Genomic DNA, 24,284 nt, shown 5'->3' with positions numbered 1-24,284 from the left:
AGGGGCGGCTGAGTTACTCGGCAAATTAGGTTGCAAATCACCGCCTTTTCGCAGATTATCTTTGCTATATTTCAATTTGGCGCAGAAAAATGGCGGAAGTATCTCTCGACGCGCTGGATAAGGCCATCCTCGCCGCGTTGCTTATTGATGGCCGTCAAAGCCAGGTCGATCTCGCGGAGCGGGTCCCGCTGTCGCCCACGGCAATTGCGCGGCGGATTCGAGCGCTCGAGCAGGCGGGCGTGATCGACGGCTATCAAGCGCGGATCAACCGCAAGGCCCTAGGGCTGACGATGATGGCCATCGTCCAGATCAGCCTGGAGAGCCAGAACGAGGAGTTGCTGGCCGCGTTCGAAAAGGCGGCCGCGGCAGCACCGTCTATCCTCTCTTGCTACATGATGTCGGGCCAGGACGACTACCTCATCACGGTGCTCGCCCGCGATCTCGCTGACTTCGAACGTATTCACAAGGAGCAGCTATCACGCCTGCCCGGCGTCTCACGCCTGCATTCGAGTTTCGTCCTACGTGAGGTTGCGAGCCGGTCGTTGCCAGCTTCGAGCCTGCTCAAATAGCGCGTCCCCTTCGAAGCGCAGATGCGCCGTCAGGGAGCCAGTGCTGCAGCGGACGCGGCAGGCGGCGCATCATCCTGATCCCGCTCGTAGCCACCCTGCAACGCCGATCCGTCGCGGCCGTAGATGTCCTGGCGGAACTGAACCTCGCCCGTCGAGGGCTCAGCCCAAGCGGTGATGTAGACGAAGTGAACCGGCACCGGGCGCGTCAGCTTCAATTCCATCGGCTGGCCGGTCGCGAGCTGCTGGCGCACGCGGCCGGGCTGCTCCCAGCCGGGTTCGTAATGCGCAATCCAGTCGGCGAGATCGAAGACATTCTGGACGCGCACACAGCCCGCGCTGAACGGACGACTGCGCTGGTCAAACAGGTTCTTCATCGGCGTGTCGTGCATGTAGACGCCGTACTGGTTCGACATATCCAAGCGCACCAGACCGAGCGCGTTCTTGCCGCCCGGGTCCTGCTTGAAGCGGTAGGTGGTGGCTTGAGGCGACGACCAATCGACGACCTTGGGATCTAGTTCCTGCCCGCTCGCGGTGTAAACACGGATTCCTTCGTCGGCGAGGTACCCCGGTTCTTTCCTCAGACGCGGAATGAGGTCCAACGTCGCGACACTCTCCGGCACGCGCCAATATGGATAGAAGTTGATGTTGCGGATCATGGCCACGACTTCCGGCGTTTGCCGCTCGGGACGGCCGACGATCACGCGAAAACGCAGCTGCACCTCGAACTTGTCGACCGCCTCGACCTGAAATGCCGGGACGTTGACGAGCACATACCGTTCCTCGACGTTCTGCATCATGCCTTTGAGGCGATCATAGTTGAGCTTCAGCTGCGCAAGTCGCTGCGCAGCGGTGAAGTTCAGCACTGGATAGACCGAACGTTCGATCCGCCCCGTTTCACGTAGGCCATTGCGCCGCTGGAAGTGCTTCACAGCTTCCGTCAACTCGGAATCGAACGTTTGGGAGTCGTAATAGGAGCTCTTCGCCGACAAGTCGCCAGTGATCCTCAGGCGCTTCCTGAGGATCGGCACGCGTTCGTCTTCGTCGCCTTCGCGCATCATGCGGCCTTGCGGAACGAGCGGCCATCCGCCGGCATCAACGATCTTCTGGTACCGCTCGATCGCTGCCGATAAGGCGTTCAGCATCACATCGCTGCGCCATGGCGTGGAATCGGGGCGAAGATCGTCGAGCTGGTCCGGTTTGCGCTCGATGGGCGCAGAGTTGGTGGCGGTACCCGAGCCATAGGAGTTCTGCAACGCATCCCAAAGACTTTGGGCCCGGCTCTGTGGCGCGAACTGCGGGAGCATCTGGAAAATCGCAACGAACAGTGCGAGCGCGGCAATCCTGGATAGCGATGTTCCAGACCGCGTTGTCGAAATCTGATCCCTCATCCCGCCTGCTTGGCCCTCTCGGAAATTACGCGCACTCGCCTGCCATATATAGGAACAGGGCTTCAAACGTTACCGCATCGCACCGCATGTGGGCAGCGGCGTGCCTTTTCAGCCACTTACTGTCATCACGCATATGGCCAAACAGTGACGATGGACTGATCCTTTTCCGTTGCGATCCCCTGCAAACACCAGCCCCAATGTTGCAAACCGGGCGCCGAGCTATCGCGAGAAATGGTCATAGCCGAACAGGCTAACGTCCATTGGGGTTCCATCCGACGCGAGCACATGCACTGGGATGTTTTCCTCCAGGATTCCGAGATCGGTGACCGCCACCCCCGCAGATGCAGCCCCGCGCCGAAAATGGCCGATCAAAGCAGGTGGCACGGCGATCAGTAACTCGTAATCGTCGCCCCCGCACAGGATGCGCTCAAAAAGGCTTGGATCGCTGGCGATGGCCGCGGCAGCGGCGTCCGAGAGAGGGACCCGATCAAAACTCAGCAACACGCCGAGTGGACCTGCGAGACGCTTCAGATCTTTGAGCAAACCGTCCGAAACATCGAGGGCGGCAGACGCATGGGCCCGCAGCGTATCCCCTAACGCTAGCCGAGGACTGGGACGAAGATAGCGGCCGACGAGATAGTCCCGTTGCTCCGCATCCAACCCATCGAATCCAGATTGAGCCAGGCGGATTTTGAGTCCAAGCGCGGCATCACCAATGGTGCCCGTGACGAAGACATGATCACCTTTGCGCGCACCCTGGCGAGGGACGTAGCTTCCCGACGGAAGGCTACCGATGATCGTCACTCCGATCGAGAGTGGTCCAGGCGTCACATCCGTATCGCCGCCAATGAGGTGACACCCGAAGCTCTCTTGCGCTGCTTTCAACCCGGCAGAGAAGGCCGCCATCCACGCTCGACGTGGCGATTCCGGAAACGCCAAATTAAGCACGTAGGAGATCGGCCGCGCGCCTTTCGCAGCGAGATCCGAGACATTAACGGCGAGCGCCTTCCAAGCGATGTCCGCGGGGCTCTCGGTCGGCAAGAAATGGACGCCAGCGATGATCGGATCGCTGGTGAAGACGAGATCTTGTCCGGGGGCGGGGGCCAAAAGCGCAGCGTCGTCGCGCAGGTCAAATGCGCCTGGATCGCCGTTCGTCAGTGGCGCGAGATAATCCTGGATGAGTTCGGTTTCGGTGCCGATCCGGTCAGTCTCGGACGGGTCTGGAGTCGTCGGCATGCTTGGTCCAACGCTCCATTCGAGACGCTTGGTCAGGTTGGCGTCACGCGCTTGGAAACAAATTCGTGGCCACGGATGCGTCGGGCGAGCTTATCGAGGACCCCGTTGACGACGCGCGGCTCCTCTTCATCGAAGAAGACATGGGCGACATTCACATATTCGCTGATCGCCACACGCGCAGGAACATCGCTGCGGTCGAGGATTTCGGCGACGCCGGCGCGAAGAATTGCCCGCAGGATGGAATCGACGCGAACGAGTCGCCAGCCTTCTGCCAACTGCTCATCGATCATCGGGTCGATTTCTCGCTGGCGGCGCACCACAGCCCGCAGGATATCGGCGAAGAAGACGCGATCGGCCGTTGCCAGCGTTTCATCGCGGTTGTCGCCTTCGAAGTGCTGCTCGATGAACTCGGCAATGACGTCATTCACGTCGGTACCGGCCATGTCCATCTGGTAGAGCGCCTGAACCGCGGCGATCCGCGCAGCCGTGCGCGAGGTGATTTCGCCCGTCCGTGGTTTCTTGCTGGCGGTCATGCCGGCACACCCCAGAAGGCGCGCTTTGTCTCGATGAGACGAAGACAGGCGCGCGCGGCGTCGCCGCCTTTGCCGTTGATACCGCCTTCGGCACGGGCGAGCGCCTGAGCGCGGGTATCGACGGTCAGGATCGCGTTGCCGACGGGTATGTTCTGGCGCATCGCGACGTCCATCAGCCAATGATTGGCGTTATTGCAAACGATGTCGTAGTGACCCGTTTCGCCGCGAATGACGCATCCCATCGCTACGGCGCCGTCGAACGTTGCACGACCTGCAGCGCGGGCTTCGGCTGCGGCGGCCAGCACTTGCGGAATTTCCAATGCGCCGGGAACGGAGACGCGCTCGAACGTCACCCCGCGCTTGACGCATTCGTTGATCGCGCCTTCGACCAGGAGGTCGGCGATATCTTCATAGAACCGCGCCTCGATGAATAGCACGTGCGCACGGAGTTGTGGTGCGCCTGTCTCATCGTGCGGCGCTGCTGGTGTTTTCTGGACCATGGTTCGGACTACTCGATCTTCCGGGTTCCGGTGACACGCAGCCCGAACGCTTCGAGGCCCACGTACACGTGTTGTGGCGAACTCGTCAAAAGCACCATGTCCTTGACGCCGAGGTCAGCGAGAATCTGCGAACCGATACCGATTTCGACTTGGCGCCGTTCTTTGCTGGGCTCGACAATCGCACCGGGCGCGGTGTGACGGGACACCCATTCTGATACCGATTTCGGCCGCAGATCGCGGATGAGAACCACTACACCGCGGCCATCTGCTTCGACGGCGCGCATCGACTGCTCGACAATCGTGCCAACTCCGTGGCCATCCACGCCGACCACGTCGGACAGAACGTTCACAGCATGCACGCGGACGAGAACCGGACCACCGCGCGAAAGATCGCCTTTGACGAGCGCAAGGTGCTCGCCCGGCTCTACCGTGGTATCATACACGAAAAGATTGAAATCGCCGGCAATCGTTTGCACCGGCGTCTGCGCCACGCGCTTTACGATGCGCTCATTTTTAAGACGATAGGCGATCAAGTCTTCGATCGAGCCGATCTTGAGACCGTGCGTCTTTGCGAAGAGAGCGAGGTCCGCCATTCGGGCCATCTTGCCGTCTTCGTTCATCACCTCGCAAATGACCGCCGCGGGGTTGAGGCCCGCGAGCTTGGCGAGATCGATCGACGCCTCGGTATGTCCGGCACGAACCAGCACGCCGCCTTCGCGCGCGATCAACGGAAATACATGCCCGGGCGACACGATATCGTCAGCGCCCTTCGTCGGATTGACGGCGGTCGCGATCGTCCGTGCGCGGTCGAATGCCGATATGCCCGTCGAAATGCCCTCCCGCGCTTCGATCGAAGCCGTGAAGGCCGTGCGGTTCCGCGAACCGTTGTGGCGAACCATGTAGTCGAGGTTGAGTTCGGCGGCGCGCGCTTGTGTCAACGACAGGCAAATCAGGCCGCGACCGTGCTTTGCCATGAAGTTGATAACATCGGGCGTCGCCATTTGCGCCGGAATGATGAGATCGCCTTCGTTCTCGCGATCCTCGGCGTCGACGAGAATGACGATACGGCCATTCTCCATCTCCTCGATGATCTCTTCGATCGGCGAGAGCACGCTACCGCTTTGCGCGGCCGGCAGATTTGAGGGGCCCGACATCAGGGGCGAAACTCCATCAGTCGCGCGACGTAGCGCGCGAAAACGTCCACTTCCAGATTGACCAGATCGCCGGGGGTTTTCGCTCCCCAGGTCGTCACCGTCAAGCTATGCGGAATGAGATTGACCCCAAAGCGGGATTCCGCAACCTCGTTGACGGTCAGCGAGGTTCCGTCAAGGGCGACCGAACCTTTAGGAGCTATATAGCGGGAAAGATGCTCCGGCGCTTCGAAAAGAAAGCGCCGGCTTTCGCCATCCGGGGTGATCGAGATTATCTTAGCGACGCCGTCGACGTGACCCGAGACGATATGCCCGCCAAGTTCGTCGCCAACGCGCAGGGACCGTTCCAAATTGACGCGGCGACCCGGATGCCAGCTGCCCAACGTGCTTTTGGCAAGCGTTTCATTTGAAACATCGACGCTGAATTCGGTCCCCGTCGCGAGTGGCCTGATCTCCGTCGCGGTTAGGCAGACGCCATCGCAGCAGATGGAGAGACCCGTTTCCTCAGGCGTCAAACGGTAAGCAGTCTTGAGCTTGAAACCGCCGGCAGAGCGATCCACCACCTCGCCGACGTCGGTGATCAATCCGGTAAACATCCGATCAACGTCCTTCCTTGTCCGGGAGGCGGCGATATCGCCACATCGTATCCGTTCCGATTGGCCGCCGCTCGAAAGCGGTCATGCCGAGATTTCCCACCCATCGCTCGACAGCCTTGGCAGCATCATCGTCAGAGGGGGTTCCAGCCATATAGAGCACGATCTCATCCGCAAAAGACGCCTCGGCGAAACCGCGCCATATTGCCGGTCCTCCTTCGACCAGAAGCCGGGTGATGCCGCGCGCTACGAGCGCTTCCATGGCGGCAGGCAGCCAGAGCGTATTGGCGACGACTCCGACGTCGATAATCTCGGTGCCGCCCTCCGCGATCGCACGCCGAACGTCCGTATTGCTGTCGGCTGAGGTCATAAGCCAGACTGGAACGACGTGCGCGCTTTTGAAAAGTTTTGCATCGACCGGTAGATCGAGAGATCGCGAAAGAACGACGCGCACGGGGGAGCGATCTAAAAGTCCCGGAAGACGGCACGTAAGCTCGGGATCGTCGTCGCGGACCGTGGCGCTACCCACAAGGATGGCATCAAATTCCTTGCGCAAGAGCATACCGTGGGCGCGCGAACGCTCGCCTGTCACCCACACCGGTGCGGATCCGGATCCCCGCGCGATGTCGCCAGTTGCGTTTAGCGCGAGCTTGAGCGTTATGAGCGGGCGGCGTTCGGTGACGCGAACGATGTGACCGCGCGTGATCCAGCGGGCTTCGGAGGCTCCGACCCCGCGGATGACTTCAAGTCCAGCATCGCGCAGCCGATCCAATCCGCGGCCGGCGACTCGGGGGTCGGGATCCTCAATTGCAACGACCGCCCGCTTCAACCCGGCAGCGATGATGGCATCGGCGCACGGACCCGTTCGGCCATAGTGAGAACATGGCTCGAGCGTGACATAGATTGTGGCACCTCGTGCACGCTCACCGGCGACAGCGATCGCTTGCGTTTCGGCGTGGGGACGGCCACCCGCCGCGGTGGTGGATCGCGCAATCACCTCTCCCGTTGCGTTATGTGCAATGACGGCGCCAACGCTTGGATTGGGAGCCGTCGCGCCGAGGCCGCGCTCGGCCATGCGAAGCGCGATCGCCATCATTTCGGCGTCAAACGCATGACTCGGACTCGCCATAGAGCTAGTGCTTTTTCTCGCTCGCGATCTCGTCGACGACGGAGGAACCGAAGCGCTCGGTGAGATCAAGCGGATCGCGGGTGTCGCTCGCCAGCTCTCTGAGCACGGAATGGAAGTCCGCAGCGTCGCGGAAGTCGCGATAGACGGACGCGAAGCGTACATAGGCGACAGGATCCAGTTCGCGCAAGGCCGCCATAACGAGTTCACCAATTTCGGCGGACGTGATCTCCGTTTCGCCAGAGCTTTCGAGCTGACGAACCAGGCCGGAGACTAAGCGGTCGATCCGCTCCGGCTCGATCGGGCGCTTACGCATAGCGACCGAAATAGACTTCGACAGCTTGTCGCGATCGAACAGAACCTTACGGCCGGAGCGCTTAACCACGGTCAACTCTCTGAGCTGCACGCGCTCGAACGTGGTGAACCTGCCGCCGCAGTCGGAACAGACGCGCCGACGCCGGATCGCCGAGTTTTCGTCGGACGGCCGGCTGTCTTTCACTTGGCTATCCTCGCTCCCGCAGAAGGGACAGCGCATTCCTCGATTCCTCCCCTTGGCCCGCCACTCCCGCAGGCGCTGACAGCCTTGTTTCCGGAGAGACAGATTTCTTCTTAACCACAAGCCAGATTCCGGCGCGCAACACACATGCTTGCGCGGCTCAGCCGCGAAGTTTTCAACAATGAGAAAGCCTCACGATGAAAACGTTTCCATACCTTCTCGCAGCCATGTTCGCGAGCTTCATCCTTACATACGCCATTTTCGCCGCCGCGTCCGATGATGCAGGAATCGAGCACTGGGTGGCGGAGCAGACTTCGGCGTTTGCGGCCGTCGCAAGCGGGCATTGATTGATCATGAAACAAAAAGAGCGCCGGGACGACCGGCGCTCTCGCATTACCAAATTCAGACTTGGCTCAAGCGTAGATGGGGAACCGATCGCAGAGCGCTGTCGCCTTCGCCTTCACGGCTTCTTCGACTGCACCGTTGCCCTCTTCGCCGTTCTTCGAGAGGCCGTCGAGAACTTCCGAGATGAGGCGGCCGATCTCCTGGAATTCGGCGACGCCGAAGCCGCGCGTCGTACCAGCCGGCGAACCGAGGCGGATGCCCGACGTCACCATCGGCTTCTCTGGGTCGAACGGGATGCCGTTCTTGTTGCAGGTGATGTGCGCGCGGCCGAGTGACTTTTCCGCCTTGTTGCCGGTGACCTTTTTCGGGCGAAGGTCAACGAGGATGAGGTGGGTATCGGTGCCGCCCGAGACCAGCGCGAAGCCGTTCTGCACCATGACCTCGCCAAGGGCCTTGGCGTTGTCCATTACGTTCTTGATGTAGACCTTGTAGTCCGGACGAAGGGCTTCGCCGAAGGCGACGGCCTTCGCAGCGATCACGTGCATCAGCGGACCGCCCTGAATGCCGGGGAAGATCGCCGAGTTGACCTTCTTGGCGATATCTTCGTCGTTGGTCAGGATCATGCCGCCGCGGGGACCGCGAAGCGTCTTGTGCGTGGTCGTCGTGACCACGTGGGCGTGCGGGAACGGGCTCGGGATGAGGCCGGCCGCAACGAGACCGGCGAAGTGCGCCATGTCGACAAGGAAAGTCGCGCCGACTTCATCGGCGATCGCGCGGAAAGCAGCAAAATCGATCTTGCGCGGGTAGGCGGAGCCACCGGCAATGATGATGCGCGGCTTATGTTCATGCGCGAGCTTCTTCACCTCGTCCATGTCGATGAGGTGCGTATCGGGCTTCACCATATAGTGGACGGCGTTGAACCACTTGCCCGACTGATTGACCGGGGCGCCGTGGGTCAAGTGCCCGCCGGCTGCGAGAGAAAGACCGAGAATCGTGTCGCCCGGCTTGGCCAGCGCAGTGAAGACGCCTTGGTTGGCCTGAGAGCCCGAATTCGGCTGAACGTTAGCGAAGCCGCAATTGAAGAGCTTCTTGGCGCGATCGATCGCCAGTTCCTCGGCAATGTCGACAAACTGGCAGCCGCCGTAATAGCGCTTGCCCGGGTAGCCTTCGGCATACTTGTTTGTCAGAACTGATCCCGCAGCATCGAGCACAGCCTGCGAGACGATGTTCTCGGAAGCGATGAGTTCGATTTCGTGCTGCTGGCGACCGAATTCCTTTTGGATGGCGGCGAAGACTTCTGGGTCCGTCTCCGACAGGTGCGCCTTGAAGAAGCGCGACGTCTGCGAATTTGCGGCGGCCGGTGCAGTCGACATGAGCTTTCCTCTAATTTTCGAAATGTTTTTGTAGCGCTGGCGGGGATGAATGAGCAAGCCCGGCCGGACGCGGGGTTCAACCATAGTACGGGCTCGGACGCCAGCGCTCAACACCCCACCGGCCCGCGTAATATGAACGCGGGATGGCGCTTTGCGCTCAAAGGGGCAGTCAGGACCTACTCTTTCGCGGGGGGTTACTCAGCGGCTTCCGCGAGGCTTTCCATGAGGGCCAGCGGGCACTGTGACCAGAGTTCAGACAGGGCGCCGACGAGATGATCCATATCGGCGTCCGCGTGCTGTGGCGAAGGCGTGAGCCTGAGACGCTCCGTCCCGCGGGGCACGGTCGGATAATTGATCGGCTGAACGTAGATGCCGTAGCGATCGAGCAGCACGTCAGTCAGCGCCTTGCAGCGGACCGGGTCGGCGACAAGGACCGGGACGATGTGGCTCGGGCCCGGGATCACGGGCAGGTCGGCTGCCGCGAGCTTGCGCTTTAGCGTGCGGGCACGTTCCTGATGCTGCTCACGCTCGATGCTGCTCGCCTTCAGGTGCCGGATCGAAGCGACCGCGCCCGCGGCGATGGCAGGCGCCAACGACGTCGTGAAGATGAAGCCTGGTGCGTACGAGCGAATGGCATCACACAGCGTCTTCGAAGCGGCGATGTAGCCGCCCATGACGCCGAAACCCTTCGCCAAGGTGCCGTTGATGATGTCGACGCGGTCCATGACCCCGTCGCGCTCGGCGACGCCGCCACCGCGCGGGCCGTAGAGGCCGACAGCGTGAACTTCGTCGAGATAGGTCAACGCGTTGTATTTCTTTGCGAGATCACAGACGGCGCCAATCGGAGCGACGTGCCCGTCCATCGAATAGACGCTCTCGAATGCGATGATTTTCGGGGCGTCGCGCGGCACCGCTTTCAGTTTGGCTTCAAGATCGGCAAGGTCGTTGTGCAGGAAGATCTGCTTCGGGCCGCGGCCATTGCGAATGCCGGCAATCATCGACGCGTGATTTTTCTCGTCGGAGAAAATGATGCAGCCAGGAAAGAGCGTTGCAAGCGTCGAGAGAGCGGCTTCGTTGGCAACGAAGGCGGAGGTGAAAACAAGCGCCGATTCCTTGCCATGAAGGTCGGCCAGTTCGCGCTCAAGCTCCACGTGGTAATGAGTCGTGCCGGCAATGTTTCGCGTTCCGCCGGACCCGGCACCGACGAGGTCGATGGCTTCATGCATGGCGGCGAGCACCTTCGGGTGCTGGCCCATGCCGAGATAGTCGTTCGAGCACCAGACCGTGATGGGCTTGGCGGCCTCGCCCTTGATCACATCGGCCTTGGGAAAAGCGCCCCGGCGGCGCTTCACGTCAGCGAAAACCCGATAACGCCCTTCTTGCCTTACGGTATTTAGGGCATCGGAGAGCTTCTGCTCGTAATTCATTCCCGTTTCCGCTCCCTTAAGCACGACGTTCATTTTTGGCCGTTATGGACCCGTGAATAACAAAGGACCAGTGCCGTTTCGTCGCGCAGTTGCATGAAATTTCGGTCATGCTCAAGCACTTTCTGCTCCCGCATCGCACCCAAAATCTCCCAACCGATCCTAGTCCTTTACCTTGCGATCCAGCTCTCGATCTTGAGGCGGATCAAACAATACCAAAGTATGTGGGAGAATTGTGGGTCTAGTAAGAGGCAGCGATCTCACCCACCCCATCCCGCTGGTAGATGTCGCGGCGGAACTGGACCACTCCGTCCGCCGTGGCCCAAGCGCTGATGTAGACGAAGAGCAGCTGAACCGGCTTTTTCAATCGGACATCCAAGGGGCGGCCGTTTTCCTTCATTTCAGCCACCCGGTCGCTGTCCCACCCGTTCTGGCCCGCAAGCAGCCATGCGGCCAAGTTTTCGATGTTGTGAACGCGAATGCAGCCCGAACTCTCCGAGCGGAAGTTGCGCCCGAAGATCCGGTCCGACGGCGTGTCGTGCATGTAGACCGAATGAGCGCTGTCGAAATTGATTTTCAGAAAGCCCAGCGGATTTTCCTTTCCGGGCTTTTGGCTATAGCGGTATGTCCCCGGCGAGACCTTGTCCCAATTGATCTTCTCTGGGTCGACCTTGCGGCCGGTGCCGTCATAAGCGTCAATGCCGAACTTAAGAAGGACGTTTTGGCCCTTCTTCTGCATCTCACGGCCGCGAGGGATGAGATCTTCGGAGATGACCGTCGGCGGCAGGCGCCATGTCGGGTTGAAGCTCAGATCAGTGATAGGGGTATGCAGCAGCGGTGTGGGCCTCTCGGCCTTGCCAACGACGCCCGCATACCTTGCGACGATCGCGCCATTCTGGACGGCCTCGATCTGAGCCGCGGGAATGTTGACCAGCACGTACTTCTGCGAGGCGGTGGGCACCGCTTCCTGCAGGCGCGTGAGATTGACCTTGAGCTGCTTTAGACGCACGTCGGCGGGAACATTGAGGGCCAAGATCGTGCGTTTGTCGGCGATCCCGGTCGGCGTCAAACCGTTCGCCGCCTGGAACCGTTTCAGAGCCTTATCGACGTCGCCATCGAAATAATTCGATGAGGCATTGCCTCCCCGAAGATCACCGGAGGCGGTCAGGCGGGCCCGCAACAGCGCAACCGCCGGGTCGGTCGTGCCAAACTGCATGAGGCTGTCGCGCGGCGTTTTATTCGGTGGGACCGGGAGTTGAGGCCAGCCGCCCTGGCTGACGATCATCAGATACTGCCGGACAGCCATCTTGGTTGCTTCGATGTTGGCCTTGGCCAGCGTTGCGAAGCCTTTTGGCGGATTGGCTTCCCACTCACGCACAAAATCGGGGTCGGTGGGATTGGTCGAGTACGAGGGGGTATCGTTGCTTGGCGAGCCAAAGTTCAACCAGCCGAAGCTTTGGGCGGCGGCGCCGTTTGGGCTGACCCAGATCGGCCCGCAAATAGCTGCCAGGCCGCAGGCGAGCGATGCCAGTCGCCTTACCGAGCGCGTGCCAGTTCCCAATATCAATCGCGCCGCGCGCACCTTCGTCTCCCCCGAGCCGTTTGCGACCGCATGTTTCTGTTTGCGTCACTTTATCTGAATTGACGGAAACGAAAAGGACCACCCGCTTTCGCAGAGTGGCCCTTCATGCTGCGGGACAACAGCATGGCAAACGGAGGTAGCGCGAAGGTCCTTATCAGAGGCGATAGCGGATCTGGTCAGACCAGAAACGTTCGAGACGCACCAATGCCTTATTGAGGTTCTTCACGTCTTCGCTGGACACTTCGCCAACGGTCTGCACCGAACCCAACTGACGGAGATAGAGCTTGCTGACGACGTCGCGGGCTTCGAGACCCTTGTCCGTCAAGCTCACCCGGACCGACCGGCGATCGGTATCGGAGCGCTTGTAGTGGATGTAGCCCATATCAACGAGCTTCTTGAGATTGTAGGAGACGTTAGAGCCGAGATAGTAGCCACGCGTCTTGAGTTCGCCGGCCGTTAGCTCGCTTTCGCCAATGTTGTACAGGAGCAAAGCCTGCACGCTGTTGAGTTCGGCACCGCCGCGACGGTCGAATTCATCCTTGATGACGTCGAGAAGAAGCCGGTGGAGACGCTCGATCAACCGGAGCGCCTGGAGATATTCTCCACGAAAGCCTTCTTCGTGGACTGGCGCGTGATGGCGCCCGATATCATACGCTAAACTCATAACCCTGCCTCATACACTGTTTGACGCTACCCCGGTTTGCCCCGGGTTTTGACAAAACAATAATCTGGAGGGTTGAATTTCGCCTAAATAGATATAGTAAAAGAATAGTATCGGGGGTGGTTATAAAGGGAATTTTAAGCTATTTTCTGAACAAGCGGGCGTCTTGGTAAGTATTTTATTAAAATCGAATGCGAATTTTTACAAGCTTTACTTTGAATCCTTAGACACGGGCGGCCTGCATTTCTGTGCGAAGCGGCAACTCCAAATCTCCTTCAGGGAGAGGCGCGAAATAGCTGTCGAGGATATCGGGCACGATGTCTTCGTATCGACCAGGCATCCACGTTGGCTTGCCGTCCTTGTCTCGGAGCAGAGCGCGCACACCCTCGTGGAAATCGTGATTCTCGAGGCATCGTACGGCGAGGCGATAATCTTCGATCAAGGTTTGCCGGATGTCGAAGCCGAGTGCTGCCTTGATGTGACGGAGCGTGATCTCCAAGGAAATCGGAGAGCAGTTCCGCAGGCCTGCCAGCGTCTTCGTCGCCCATTCTGAACCCTTCACGTCGGCGCGCTCGAGCGATCGGAAGATCCCATCGAGGGTCGGCTCGGAGAAATGATCCAGGATTTGCATTCGCTCCTTCTGCAATTCTCCCGGCTCTTGCACCTCATTCAATCCATCAAGCAGGGGATCAACCGGCACAGCGTCCTTCAGCTGAGAGAGAATGCTGGGGTAGTGGTTTGATGAGATACAATGAGTGACGAGGCCCAGCCATTGCGCGTCGGCGCGCCCAATCGCACGCCCCGTCAATCCGAGATAGAGCCCAATAGGCCAGGGCATCTTCGCCAATACGCGCGCAACTCCGACATCGGGAAAAAGACCGATCTTCGTTTCGGGCATCGCCCATTTGAACTTTTCACCTGCGATGCGGTGCGTATTGAAAGCCGATAGCCCCGCGCCCGAACCCATGCAAAAGCCATCGATGAATGAGACCGTAGGTTTGGAAAAACATTCAAGCAGCCAGTTCAGCGAATACTCGTCTCTGAGATAGCCCTTCGCAACTTCGATATCGGCTTTGGCGGCGGCGGATAGCGCGAGCACGTCCCCACCGGCGCAGAATGCCTTGGGGCTGCTGGATAAGAGAGCCACGATGTAGATATCTGGGTTACGCGCGATACGTGGAATCGCTGCGCTCAGTGTCCTGCACATTTCATTGTCGAGCGCATTGAGCGAATCGGGGCGGTCGAGAGTAAACGTCTGCAGCGCCTGTGACTGGGCAGCGATGATCTTCGATGGCGATACGGGCGGCGCGGCGCTCAGATCGATGTTATGTTCGTTCACGAGAAACTCGATTGCTATGGGCAATGCTTCGACTCACGAGATGCTATGCCCCCTTTCGATCCGGATCGCTAGATTTTGCGTCGATTGAGCGCGTTCGGCGCTCACAGATGTTTCTTTCGGGCCTTGTAACAGAGCTGCAACGCCATCGCCTTGGCCTGGCGCGCGAACTCTGCAAAGATGCGGGCGGCATAGTCGCTTGGGGGTCAGGCGGATAGGCATCACTCCACTGTTGCATCGGACGCTCCGGCACATCCGCGATTGACGAGGACTACCGAAACAATGATTGCGTCACGGAGCGACGGCAAGTTCGCCAACCATGCACGTCGGCGAAAAGCGACGGCCGCAATGGCGCTCGGCGCTGTTCTCGTCTGCTTCGTGTCGCCCGACACCTACGGTGCACAAAAAAAGCACCCGGCTCCCACCGCGCAAGCCACGGAACCGGCCGTCAAGCCCGATGCGGCCCCCGCGGCAGCAACTCCTGAGGCTAAACCCCCACAGAGCGCTCCCAATCCGACGAAAGCCGCCTCGGCTTGGACGCCCGCGGAGATTGCGGACGCCCGCGCGCGCTGCGCCGTCGTCCTTCAGCGCGTTCACGCCGTGGCGCTGCCGCACGAGCCTATCCGCGAAGGTGCGTGCGGGGCGCCGGGTCCGGTCGAGTTGATCAGCATCGGACGGAATCCTGAAGTCGCGTTGTCGCCGCCCGCGATCGTGCGCTGCGATCTGATTGAGCCGCTCGTCACCTGGTTTGAGCAGGATGTTCAGCCGCTGGCGCGCAAGCTGCTCAAGTCGCAGGTCATCCGCATCGAGACCATGAGCTCGTACGACTGCCGCAACGTCTATGGCATGAAGGGAGCCAAGCTGAGCCAACACGCGCTCGCGAACGCGCTCGACATTGGCGGCTTCATCACGGCTTCCGCAAAGACAGCAGAGGTGCTGGACGAGTGGGGCAAGCCCCAGCGCGAGATCCTGGCGGAAGCCGCAGAACGTAAACAGGCTGCCGAAGCTGCCGCGAGCAAAACGGCGCAAGCCGGAGTGACGGGCAATCCGGTTCCGGGCGCGCTGCCCTCGATGGTGCCATCAACGGCCGGGGCGGCCGCGGCTGGTCTCGCTCGCTCTACCATCGTCGATGGCCTGCCCAGAGCGGAGGTCATCGCGACTGCATCGCCCATCAACGACGCCAACCGGCTCGGCGGGCCGGCTTTGCAGCGAGATTCGCCCACCCGCCCCACGCCATCGATCGACAATCCTGATCCGAAAATGCAGGCGTTCCTACACGAAGCGCACAAGGCTGCCTGCAGGATATTCGGCACCACGCTTGGACCCGAAGCGAACGCTGCCCACCGCAATCACTTCCATGTCGATATGGCCGAGCGGAAGTTCACCAAGATCTGTGACTAAGGCAGCGACCGCCGGACGGAGCGGCGCCTTCCTTGGCAACCGAACCAGATAACTGCTCTGCACTTGGCGACTTGCGCTCAAGTCCCGGCCATGCCCATTTGTCGGGCCTAAACCTTTGTTCTTGAACCAACTGAGTTTTGCAGGACCTTTTCGCATGTCGTCTCGCACGCGCCCCCCGGCCGCAAAAAATGACACAACAGCGGAACCGCTGTCCGGCGGATTTCCCGCCATTCGCATGCGCCGAAACCGCCGTAGCCCATGGTCGCGTCGCCTCGTTGCCGAACATCATGTCTCGCCGAGCGATCTCATCTGGCCGATGTTCGTCGTTGATGGCGAAGCCCAGCGCGTTCCCGTGACCTCGATGCCGGGCGTCGAACGCTTGAGCGTCGACCTCATTGTCGAGGCGGCGAAGGAAGCGGAGCGTCTCGGCATTCCGGCACTGGCCTTATTTCCCTTCACCGATCCAAAGAAGCGGAGCGAAGGCGCCAATGAAGCATTCAACCCAGACAATCTCGTCTGCCGGGCCACGCGCGCCATCAAGGCGGCGAAGCTCGACATTGGCGTGATCCTTGACGTGGCGCTTGATCCTTATACGAGCCACGGCCACGACGGCCTCATCATCGGCGGCGAGATCGCGAACGATGAGACGACGGCGGCGCTCGTCAGACAATCGCTCGTGCAGGCCGAAGCTGGGGCAGATGTGCTTGCGCCCTCCGACATGATGGACGGGCGTATCGGCGTCATTCGCTCTGCGCTGGAAGCGTCCGGATACAAGAACACGCAGATTATGTCGTATGCCGCAAAGTATGCGAGTGCGTTCTACGGGCCTTTCCGCGATGCCGTGGGTTCGACTGGCCTGCTCAAGGGCGATAAGCGCACGTATCAGATGGACCCTGCCAACACGGATGAGGCGCTGCGTGAGGTTGCGCTCGATCTCGACGAGGGCGCCGATATGATCATGGTGAAGCCCGGGATGCCGTACCTCGACATCGTCCAGCGCGTATCGAGTGAATTCGGCGTACCGACGTTCGCGTATCAGGTGTCGGGAGAATACGCGATGCTCGCTGGCGCCTTCGAACGTGGCTGGCTCGACCCGGACAAGACCATGATCGAGAGCCTTCTGGCCTTCAAACGCGCGGGCGCATCCGGCGTGCTCACGTACTTCGCGCCGAAAGTCGCCAAGCTGCTGGCAGACTAACGCCAGCAGAGAGAAAAACCTATCGCCGGACGCGGCGGCGGAAGTCCTGGTCTGCGGGAATCTGGTCAGCAGGCGGCGGTCCGTTTGCAGGGGCGCCCGCAGCGTCGGCCTGGCCTGGATTGTCCGACGGCGGGACCGTACTGCCGTTTGGATTATCTTCTGCGATCGTCCGGCTCGGCTTATCGCAATGCGTCAGCCAGACATCGTAGGTCGGATGTTCGAGACCGTAGATGCCTGGGCTTTCCGCGAACATCCAGCCCGTGAAGATGCGCTTTTCCGAGCCATCAAGCTGCGTCTCGTCGATTTCAACGAATGTCGTCGTCTTGGGCTCATCGGTTGGTGGGCGCGAGTAGCACGCGCGCGGCGTGATCTTCAGCGCCCCGAACGTCGCCGTGGTGTTGAGCGGTATTTCGACCTTAGAAATGTGCGCCGTCACCTTGTCGAGGGCGGAGAACACGGCGACCTGATTTTCGATGCGATCGGCGCGCGCGGGGATCGACAAAATGGCTGCGCCAAAAAAGACGGCAAAGCCGAGCGCGGGCGCACTTCCCAGGAACGAAATCAATCGACTCCGCGCACGATTACGATTTCCGACTGCGAAGCGCCTTGGCGCAACTCGACCGCCCGTTGATATTCTGGAGAACGGTAGCACGCGACAGCCTTCTCGTAGCTTTCGAATTCAATAACGATATGGCGCAACTTCGACGGGGCTTCCGGAGCGACGAACTCGCCGCCGCGGACCAAAAATTTCGCGCCGAACTTGTCGAACGCGATTTTGTCCTGAGCAAGATACGCGGCGTAGCCGTCAGGGTCCGAAATCGTCACATGGATGATCCAGTAGCCTTTTGACATGCGGGCGCAATCCCCGAGGAACACCGATACCGCTTAATTCGGCTTCCACGCCTTATAGTCGCTGGATGACTTCGCGCGCTCGCCCGCGCCGAGAATCGACCCCTTGGGGCGATAAGCGCGCGATGTGCCGGTCATGTTCATCTGATGCGGCTTTTGCCAAGGCCGGGGGATGTACCGCTCTTCGGTCGGTGGCGTGTCCACCGTATAATGGAGCCAGCCATGCCACTCCGGGGGCACCTGACTAGCTTCCGAGATCTTGGGATAGGTCACCCAGCGCGCGGGAACACCGAGCGGGCCAGCGCCGCTTTTCTGGATGTAATAGCGGTTCCCGAACTGGTCCTCGCCGACGAACTTGCCCTTCCGCCACGTGAAGAAGCGCGTTCCCCAGGTGTTTCCACCCCACCAGCTGAAGATCTCGCTGAACAAGCTCATTACCGAGCATCCTTTTCCGCCGCAAACAGTCCACGAATTAGCTGCACTGCGGCACTGATGTCTAGACGCCAATGAGGCGATGCAGGCGCGCAACAACAGCAGTGTGGAATCGCACTAGAGTTGGGCCGGAACGGCGCTGAAACCCTGCCATACAGCAGCGTCCACAAAACGCCCTCCGAGGCGAGCCTGCTGAAACCCAAGCAAATCCGGCGTAAATCGGGCTTCCTCAAAAAGTTGCCCACACTACTACATCTAGTGTCGGTTGCGGGTGCCACCCCAACATCTATTTATTTTCCCTTGTCCGACTCTCGGCGAATCTCTAGCGTCGTCCTTGTTGCGACACTCCTAAGACACGCGTCTTTTGATCCACGTCGCGATCACACACTCAGGTCGGCATGAAGCCGACGAAACTGCCGTTTCGGTCGTTTTCGTCGGTAGGGGTCATGCGGCCTAAGTCATCCCGCCAAACGCGTCGGCCTCAGTGGCCGGTGCGCGGCGACAAACATACGGCGTCCGGTCTCGTTTCGCTTACGTACGCCCCGCAATTCGGGGGCACTTTTACATGAAGATCACGCGGCGGTTCACGAAAGCCGGACTTTCTCCCTATGCTTCGATCCCCTTCCGGCGCGCCACGTCCGAGATCAAGAACCCCGATGGTTCGGTCGTATTCAGGTTAGACGGCTTCGATGTCCCCGAGCAGTTCAGCCAAGTTGCAGCGGACATTCTGGCGCAGAAATACTTTCGTAAAGCGGGCGTCGCACGGCGTCTGAAGCGTTGCGAAGAGACGCAGGTTCCCTCTTGGCTCTGGCGCTCCGCCCCGGATGAGGCCGCCCTTGCCGAGCTGCCGGAGGGCGAGCGTTTCGGCGGCGAATCCGATGCGCGCCAAGTATTCGATCGCCTCGCCGGCACGTGGACCTATTGGGGCTGGAAGGGCGGCTACTTCTCTTCCGAGGAAGACGCGCAAACCTTCTTCGACGAACTGCGCTACATGCTGGCGATGCAGATGGCAGCGCCCAACTCGCCACAATGGTTCAACACTGGTCTGCATTGGGCTTACGGCATCGACGGCCCCGGCCAGGGCCACCTTTATGTCGACTATCAGACGGGCGAACTCGTCCAGTCGACCTCAGCCTACGAGCATCCGCAGCCGCACGCCTGCTTCATTCAGTCGGTTGCCGACGACCTCGTCAACGAGGGCGGCATCATGGATCTGTGGGTGCGCGAGGCGCGCCTCTTCAAGTACGGCTCAGGCACAGGATCGAATTTCTCGTCTCTTCGCGGCGCCAATGAAAAGCTGTCGGGCGGGGGGCGTTCCTCCGGCCTCATGAGCTTCCTCAAGATCGGCGACCGGGCGGCGGGCGCGATCAAGTCGGGTGGCACGACACGGCGCGCGGCAAAAATGGTCGTCGTCGACGTCGATCATCCGGACATCGAAGAATACATCGGCTGGAAGGTGCGCGAAGAGCAGAAGGTCGCCGCGCTCGTCACCGGCTCGAAGATCTGCCAGAAGCGCCTCAAGGCCGTGATGAAGGCCTGCGTCAACTGCGAAGCAGAGGGCGATGCCTGCTTCGAGCCGACGAAGAACCCGAAGCTGAAGATCGCGATCCGTGAAGCCAAGCGCGATGGCGTTCCCCAGAACTACATACTGCGCGTCGTCCAGTTCGCCAAACAGGGCTACAAGGACATCGAGTTCGACACCTATGACACCGACTGGGACAGCGAAGCTTACCTGACGGTCGCCGGCCAGAACTCCAACAACTCGGTGCGCGTCACCGACGACTTCCTGAACGCCGTCGTCGAAGACAAAGAGTGGAAGCTGCTCTCGCGCCTCGGCAACAAGGTGACGAAGACGATCCGTGCGCAGGATCTCTGGGAGCAGATCGGCTTTGCCGCATGGGCTTCGGCCGATCCGGGAATCCAGTTCCACACGACGATCAACGACTGGCACACCTGTCCGCAGTCGGGACCGATCCGCGCGTCGAATCCTTGCTCGGAATACATGTTCCTCGACGACACGGCCTGCAACCTCGCCTCGCTGAACCTGCTGCGGTTCCGTCGCGACGACAAGTCTTTCGACATCGAGTCCTATGAGCACGGCTGCCGGCTCTGGACGATCGTGCTCGAGATTTCGGTGCTGATGGCCCAATTCCCGTCGCGGCAGATCGCAGAGCTCAGCTACCGCTATCGGACGCTCGGCCTCGGCTTTGCAAACATCGGCGGATTGCTGATGTCGGCGGGCATTCCCTACGACTCGGAAGAAGGCCGGGCGATCTGCGGTGCGATCTCCGCCATCATGACGGGCGTCTCCTACGCCACGAGCGCGGAGATGGCGGCCGAACTTGGCACGTTCCCGGGGTACGCGCCGAACGCTCAGGACATGCTGCGCGTGATGCGCAATCATCGTCGCGCTGCGCATGGTGAAGCGGAGTTCTACGAGAAGCTCGCCACTGCTCCCGTGCCGCTCGATCATGACGCGCTGACGGATCCTCGCCTTGGCGAAGCCGCCAAGCGTGCCTGGGATCGCGCGCTCGAACTTGGGCAAGAGCATGGGTACCGCAATGCGCAGGCTACCGTCGTGGCGCCGACCGGCACGATCGGTCTCGTCATGGACTGCGATACGACCGGCATCGAGCCCGATTTCGCTCTCGTGAAGTTCAAGAAGCTTGCGGGCGGCGGCTACTTCAAGATCATCAACCAGTCGGTGCCGGAAGCGCTCCGCGCACTCGGGTATCGTGAGAGCGAGATTGCCGAGATCGAAGCGTACGCCGTCGGCCACGGTTCGCTCGCCCAGGCGCCCGCCATCAACACGGCAACGCTGAAGGCGAAGGGTTTCAGCGACGACGTTCTCGCCAAGATCGAGAAAGGTCTCGCAACGGCCTTCGACATCAAGTTCGTCTTCAACCGCTGGACGATTGGCGACGACTTCATGACGGGCAAGCTCGGCGTCCCCGCTGACAAGCTCGCCGATCCCTCGTTCGATATCTTCGCCCACCTGGGTTTCTCCAGGAAGGATGTCGACGCCGCGAACGAGCACGTCTGCGGAGCCATGACACTCGAAGGCGCGCCGCATCTGAAGTCCGAGCATCTGCCGGTGTTCGACTGCGCCAACCCGTGCGGCAAGAAGGGTAAGCGGTACCTTTCGGTCGAGAGCCACATCCGCATGATGGCAGCTTCGCAGCCGTTCATTTCGGGTGCGATCTCGAAGACGATCAACATGCCGAACGATGCGACGGTTGAGGACTGCAAACAGTCCTACATGCTGTCGTGGAAGCTCGCGCTGAAAGCCAACGCGCTCTACCGCGACGGCTCGAAACTGTCGCAGCCGCTCAACAGCCAGATCCTGGGCAGCGATGATGATGAGGCGCTGGAGGCGGCAGAGACGCTGATGAGCCAGCCGCTCGCCGCGCGGACGGCGACGATCACGGAGAAGATCGTCGAAAAGATCGTCGAGCGCGTCGTGTACGTCGAACGTGAGAAAGCGCAGGGCCGCGACAAGCTGCCGGGCCGGCGCAAGGGTTACACGCAGAAAGCCTCCGTGGGCGGCCACAAGGTGTATCTGCGCACGGGCGAATACGACGACGGCCGCGTCGGCGAGATCTTCATCGACATGCACAAGGAAGGCGCTGCCTTCCGGTCATTGATGAACAACTTCGCCATCGCGATCTCGCTTGGCCTGCAGTACGGCGTGCCGCTGGAAGAATATGTGGAGGCGTTCACCTTCACGCGCTTCGAGCCGGCCGGTCTGGTGCAGGGTAACGAGACGATCAAGAACGCGACGTCGATCCTCGACTACATCTTCCGTGAGCTGGCGGTGTCGTATCTCGGCCGTCACGACCTCGCCCACGTCGATCCGCGGGAAATCGTCGGCGAGACGGGCCTTGGGTCAAGCGACGACGAAACGGACGAACAGCTGGCGTTCGACCTGCCGGAGAGCGTGACGAAGATGGTGTCGAAAGGCCTCGTCCGTGGCGCTCCCGTTGTTCGGCTCGCGAGCCGGATGACGAGCACGACGTCGGGCAAGCCATCGTCACTTGGTGCGGCTGCGGTGCAGAGCAACGCAAGCTTTGACGTTACGGCCAGGTACGTCGACTCGACGCTGACGCACGGCGCCAACGCGCTTGCAGCAGTGAGCGAGGAGATGCACGTCGCCACGGCGCCTGTGCTGACGAAGTCGGAGCTCTTCAAGCAACGCATCTCGGAGGCGAAACTTCGCGGCTACGAAGGCGTCGCCTGCACCGAATGCTACAACTTCACGATGGTGCGCAACGGCACTTGTTTGAAGTGCGATACGTGCGGATCGACGAGCGGGTGCAGTTGATGCGTCATGAAAAATGCTTCGGGGCTGCCGTTACCGGCAGTCCCGCCTTGAACTGAAGTGATGCTGATCGGTTCTCGATATATAGCGTTTAATGGTCTCTTTCTTCCTTTGGAGGAGACCTTCTGCCGCGTCCGGCAGACGGCCGTTTCAATACATTTCGCGACTGGCGTCGAAAATTGGCCGATTGCAAATGCGGGCACTGGTTTTCTCTACCAGTTTTGCGGCCGTCGGTTTTGCATCCTAACAAGACATCAGCTCATCAATGGCTTCGACCCCGGCCAAATCGCTATTAAGTTGACCTCTGACGAGCGCCGATTGTTTTCGGGTGGCCGAATAGTATCATTCCCGTCCGCATACCATGGATCTGAAGAAGCCGACTTGGTGGCGCTAGAATTGCCGTGGGCATATCAAAATTTAATAACTGCGCCGATTTTTTACGATGCCTCGACAGCAGATTGCGTTATGCAAAGAGGGGAACAGTTATGTGCAATCGGTTTCCCAAGTGGGCTGACGGAAATCTATGGTGATGAGGAGTGTGAAGGCATAGGCACAAGCCAGGTTATGACATGGGGAGTTCGAGGTACCGATGGCGGTCTTCCCTCACTTTGCATGTCGGAAAGTCGAGTAATGCGGCCTCGGTGCAAAGGAGACTTTGACGGTTTCAGCGGAGCACCGGTCTATGGCGTCAATTCCCATACTAGGAAAATGACATTTCGGGGCATAGTCATCCGTGGGGGGCGCGACACCTTGTATTTTACACCTCATGAATGGGTAGATTTTCTTTGCGAAAAGGCGTTCTCGGAACCTCCTCTCGATCCCGTCGCGATACTGCCTCGCCACGCAAGTCAGAGTGATTGTTCAAAAAGCGCGTCATCCTCGGATGCGTGAGCGCGCGCGATGTGCGTTCGGGTATCCAGCGTGAGACTCGTCGAAGAAGACGCGACGCTGCACTCATAAAAAACTAACCCGCCGAGAGCGGCTCCGGAGATGCGCGTACGGAGTGCTCTCGGCGGTGCGTGGACGCGTGGCTGAATCGACCCCCCGATCAGCACGCGATCCGTCAGCTCTTTTTCGCCTTCTTCACTTTCTTCGGCTTGTGATCCTGCGCCACCTTCTGCTTGTGCGCCTTATGCGAAACCTTCTTCTTGGCCTTCGCATCATCCGTTGCGGTAAGCGTCGCAGCGCCCTTGGCGTGCAGCTTCGGCAATTGAGTGGCGGCTTGCACCGGGGCGGCCGCGCTCAGAGCAAACGCTCCAAGCAAAATCAATCCTGCAATCTTCATCGTCTTCTCTTCCCAAGAATAGCCGCAGCCGGTCTCGGGCTGCGGGAGCGACGCTAGGCGGACGTTCCGCAAAAGAGAAAGAAGAAGACTTCAAATGCTCCGAAGGATTTCTTCGTTGCAACTTTAAAGGCGAGGATTGGTGGCGAAGAACTCGTTCCTAGTGACAAGCGCGCCTTGTTTCCCTCATCATTTTGTTATATTATACTTTATTGAAACGAGGGGAAATCGACATGCCGACATACAGGACTAAGTCACTCCGATCAGAACGCCGGAGCGTGGCGGCGGCGATGATCGCGCTTGGGATGGCACTTGGGCTCATGCCGGCTGGCGACGCACGTGCGGCTGCGTCGGGTAGTATTGTGTCCGCAGCGGCCGACACGGAGGACCATCTCGTTCGTCGCTGCAAAATGCGGTCGAAGGCCGAATATTGCTATTGGGAGAAGATCGAGGCGCGCCATGCCTCCGAACATTGAAGTCCGCCGCGCAAA

22 protein-coding genes are annotated in these 24,284 nt (G+C 60.2%); 5 read left to right on the top strand and 17 right to left on the bottom strand.

Annotated features, from left to right (window positions below; genetic code table 11):
* Positions 1-89 precede the first annotated feature (89 nt).
* A complete protein-coding gene (locus EKK30_RS14485) occupies positions 90-569 on the top strand; it encodes an Lrp/AsnC family transcriptional regulator (RefSeq protein WP_290986186.1) in 480 nt (159 codons plus the stop codon).
* A 29-nt stretch (positions 570-598) separates the two neighbouring features.
* On the opposite strand, the gene EKK30_RS14480 is transcribed toward EKK30_RS14485, so the two are convergent.
* The 8 genes from EKK30_RS14480 to nrdR form a co-directional block, all read right to left on the bottom strand.
* The gene (locus EKK30_RS14480) at positions 599-1,957 is read right to left on the bottom strand and encodes a L,D-transpeptidase family protein (protein WP_290986185.1); all 1,359 of its coding nucleotides are present in this window, start codon (positions 1,955-1,957) and stop codon (positions 599-601) included.
* Between the two features lie 219 nt (positions 1,958-2,176).
* A complete protein-coding gene (gene thiL, locus EKK30_RS14475; protein ID WP_290986184.1) occupies positions 2,177-3,193 on the bottom strand; it encodes a thiamine-phosphate kinase in 1,017 nt (338 codons plus the stop codon).
* A gap of 32 nt (positions 3,194-3,225) precedes the next feature.
* Positions 3,226-3,726 (bottom strand): transcription antitermination factor NusB, encoded by a 501-nt coding sequence (nusB, locus tag EKK30_RS14470; protein ID WP_290986183.1) that lies wholly within the window; start codon positions 3,724-3,726, stop codon positions 3,226-3,228.
* Entirely contained in the window at positions 3,723-4,226 is a 504-nt protein-coding gene (gene ribH / locus EKK30_RS14465) for a 6,7-dimethyl-8-ribityllumazine synthase (RefSeq protein ID WP_290986182.1), read from the bottom strand. The genes nusB and ribH overlap by 4 nt, the downstream gene beginning before the upstream one ends.
* An 8-nt stretch (positions 4,227-4,234) precedes the next feature.
* Positions 4,235-5,380, bottom strand: a complete 1,146-nt coding sequence (gene ribB, locus EKK30_RS14460; RefSeq protein WP_290986181.1) for a 3,4-dihydroxy-2-butanone-4-phosphate synthase — start codon at positions 5,378-5,380, stop codon at positions 4,235-4,237.
* Positions 5,380-5,973 (bottom strand): riboflavin synthase, encoded by a 594-nt coding sequence (locus EKK30_RS14455; protein WP_290986180.1) that lies wholly within the window; start codon positions 5,971-5,973, stop codon positions 5,380-5,382. Before EKK30_RS14455 ends, ribB begins: the two co-directional genes overlap by 1 nt.
* Before the next feature lie 4 nt (positions 5,974-5,977).
* Entirely contained in the window at positions 5,978-7,099 is a 1,122-nt protein-coding gene (ribD, locus tag EKK30_RS14450) for a bifunctional diaminohydroxyphosphoribosylaminopyrimidine deaminase/5-amino-6-(5-phosphoribosylamino)uracil reductase RibD (protein WP_290986179.1), read from the bottom strand.
* A 4-nt stretch (positions 7,100-7,103) separates the two neighbouring features.
* Positions 7,104-7,631, bottom strand: coding sequence for a transcriptional regulator NrdR (gene nrdR, locus EKK30_RS14445; protein ID WP_290986178.1), 528 nt, complete (start codon positions 7,629-7,631; stop codon positions 7,104-7,106).
* Positions 7,632-7,789: 158 nt separating this feature from the next.
* On the opposite strand from nrdR, the gene EKK30_RS14440 reads away from it, so the two are divergent.
* A complete protein-coding gene (locus tag EKK30_RS14440; protein WP_290986176.1) occupies positions 7,790-7,939 on the top strand; it encodes a hypothetical protein in 150 nt (49 codons plus the stop codon).
* A gap of 66 nt (positions 7,940-8,005) precedes the next feature.
* Here EKK30_RS14440 and glyA read toward each other — a convergent pair whose 3' ends face one another.
* The 5 genes from glyA to EKK30_RS14415 form a co-directional block, all read right to left on the bottom strand.
* The gene (gene glyA, locus EKK30_RS14435) at positions 8,006-9,310 is read right to left on the bottom strand and encodes a serine hydroxymethyltransferase (protein ID WP_290986175.1); all 1,305 of its coding nucleotides are present in this window, start codon (positions 9,308-9,310) and stop codon (positions 8,006-8,008) included.
* Positions 9,311-9,504: 194 nt separating this feature from the next.
* On the bottom strand, positions 9,505-10,737 hold the full coding sequence (gene hemA, locus EKK30_RS14430; protein WP_290986174.1) for a 5-aminolevulinate synthase: 1,233 nt from the start codon (positions 10,735-10,737) through the stop codon (positions 9,505-9,507).
* 238 nt (positions 10,738-10,975) lie between these two features.
* Positions 10,976-12,316: a L,D-transpeptidase family protein gene (locus tag EKK30_RS14425; protein ID WP_290986173.1), complete on the bottom strand. Its 1,341-nt coding sequence runs from the start codon at positions 12,314-12,316 to the stop codon at positions 10,976-10,978.
* Positions 12,317-12,470: 154 nt separating this feature from the next.
* Positions 12,471-12,980 carry a winged helix DNA-binding protein gene (locus EKK30_RS14420; RefSeq protein ID WP_290986172.1) on the bottom strand — a complete coding sequence of 170 codons (510 nt, stop codon included), beginning with the start codon at positions 12,978-12,980 and terminating at the stop codon, positions 12,471-12,473.
* A gap of 220 nt (positions 12,981-13,200) precedes the next feature.
* Positions 13,201-14,316 (bottom strand): enoyl-CoA hydratase/isomerase family protein, encoded by a 1,116-nt coding sequence (locus tag EKK30_RS14415; RefSeq protein WP_290986171.1) that lies wholly within the window; start codon positions 14,314-14,316, stop codon positions 13,201-13,203.
* A gap of 279 nt (positions 14,317-14,595) precedes the next feature.
* Between EKK30_RS14415 and EKK30_RS14410 the strand changes: the two genes are divergently transcribed.
* A complete protein-coding gene (locus EKK30_RS14410) occupies positions 14,596-15,714 on the top strand; it encodes an extensin family protein (RefSeq protein ID WP_290986170.1) in 1,119 nt (372 codons plus the stop codon).
* Between the two features lie 154 nt (positions 15,715-15,868).
* Positions 15,869-16,912, top strand: a complete 1,044-nt coding sequence (hemB, locus tag EKK30_RS14405; protein WP_290986169.1) for a porphobilinogen synthase — start codon at positions 15,869-15,871, stop codon at positions 16,910-16,912.
* 19 nt (positions 16,913-16,931) lie between these two features.
* On the opposite strand, the gene EKK30_RS14400 is transcribed toward hemB, so the two are convergent.
* The 3 genes from EKK30_RS14400 to EKK30_RS14390 are packed head-to-tail and all read right to left on the bottom strand — an operon-like array spanning position 16,932 to position 18,196.
* Complete coding sequence (locus EKK30_RS14400; RefSeq protein WP_290986168.1) at positions 16,932-17,477, bottom strand: DUF2155 domain-containing protein; 546 nt, start codon at positions 17,475-17,477, stop codon at positions 16,932-16,934.
* Positions 17,474-17,764, bottom strand: coding sequence for a DUF1330 domain-containing protein (locus EKK30_RS14395; protein ID WP_290986167.1), 291 nt, complete (start codon positions 17,762-17,764; stop codon positions 17,474-17,476). Before EKK30_RS14395 ends, EKK30_RS14400 begins: the two co-directional genes overlap by 4 nt.
* Before the next feature lie 33 nt (positions 17,765-17,797).
* Complete coding sequence (locus EKK30_RS14390; protein ID WP_290986166.1) at positions 17,798-18,196, bottom strand: NADH:ubiquinone oxidoreductase subunit NDUFA12; 399 nt, start codon at positions 18,194-18,196, stop codon at positions 17,798-17,800.
* Between the two features lie 562 nt (positions 18,197-18,758).
* On the opposite strand from EKK30_RS14390, the gene EKK30_RS14385 reads away from it, so the two are divergent.
* Complete coding sequence (locus EKK30_RS14385; RefSeq protein WP_290986165.1) at positions 18,759-22,514, top strand: vitamin B12-dependent ribonucleotide reductase; 3,756 nt, start codon at positions 18,759-18,761, stop codon at positions 22,512-22,514.
* A gap of 1,060 nt (positions 22,515-23,574) precedes the next feature.
* On the opposite strand, the gene EKK30_RS14380 is transcribed toward EKK30_RS14385, so the two are convergent.
* Entirely contained in the window at positions 23,575-23,796 is a 222-nt protein-coding gene (locus tag EKK30_RS14380) for a hypothetical protein (protein WP_290986163.1), read from the bottom strand.
* Positions 23,797-24,284: the final 488 nt, after the last annotated feature.

Origin of the sequence: Hyphomicrobium sp. (assembly GCF_003987855.1) — a bacterium.
Classification (GTDB): domain Bacteria; phylum Pseudomonadota; class Alphaproteobacteria; order Rhizobiales; family Hyphomicrobiaceae; genus Hyphomicrobium_B.
This window is presented reverse-complemented; position numbering and strand designations above follow the sequence as displayed.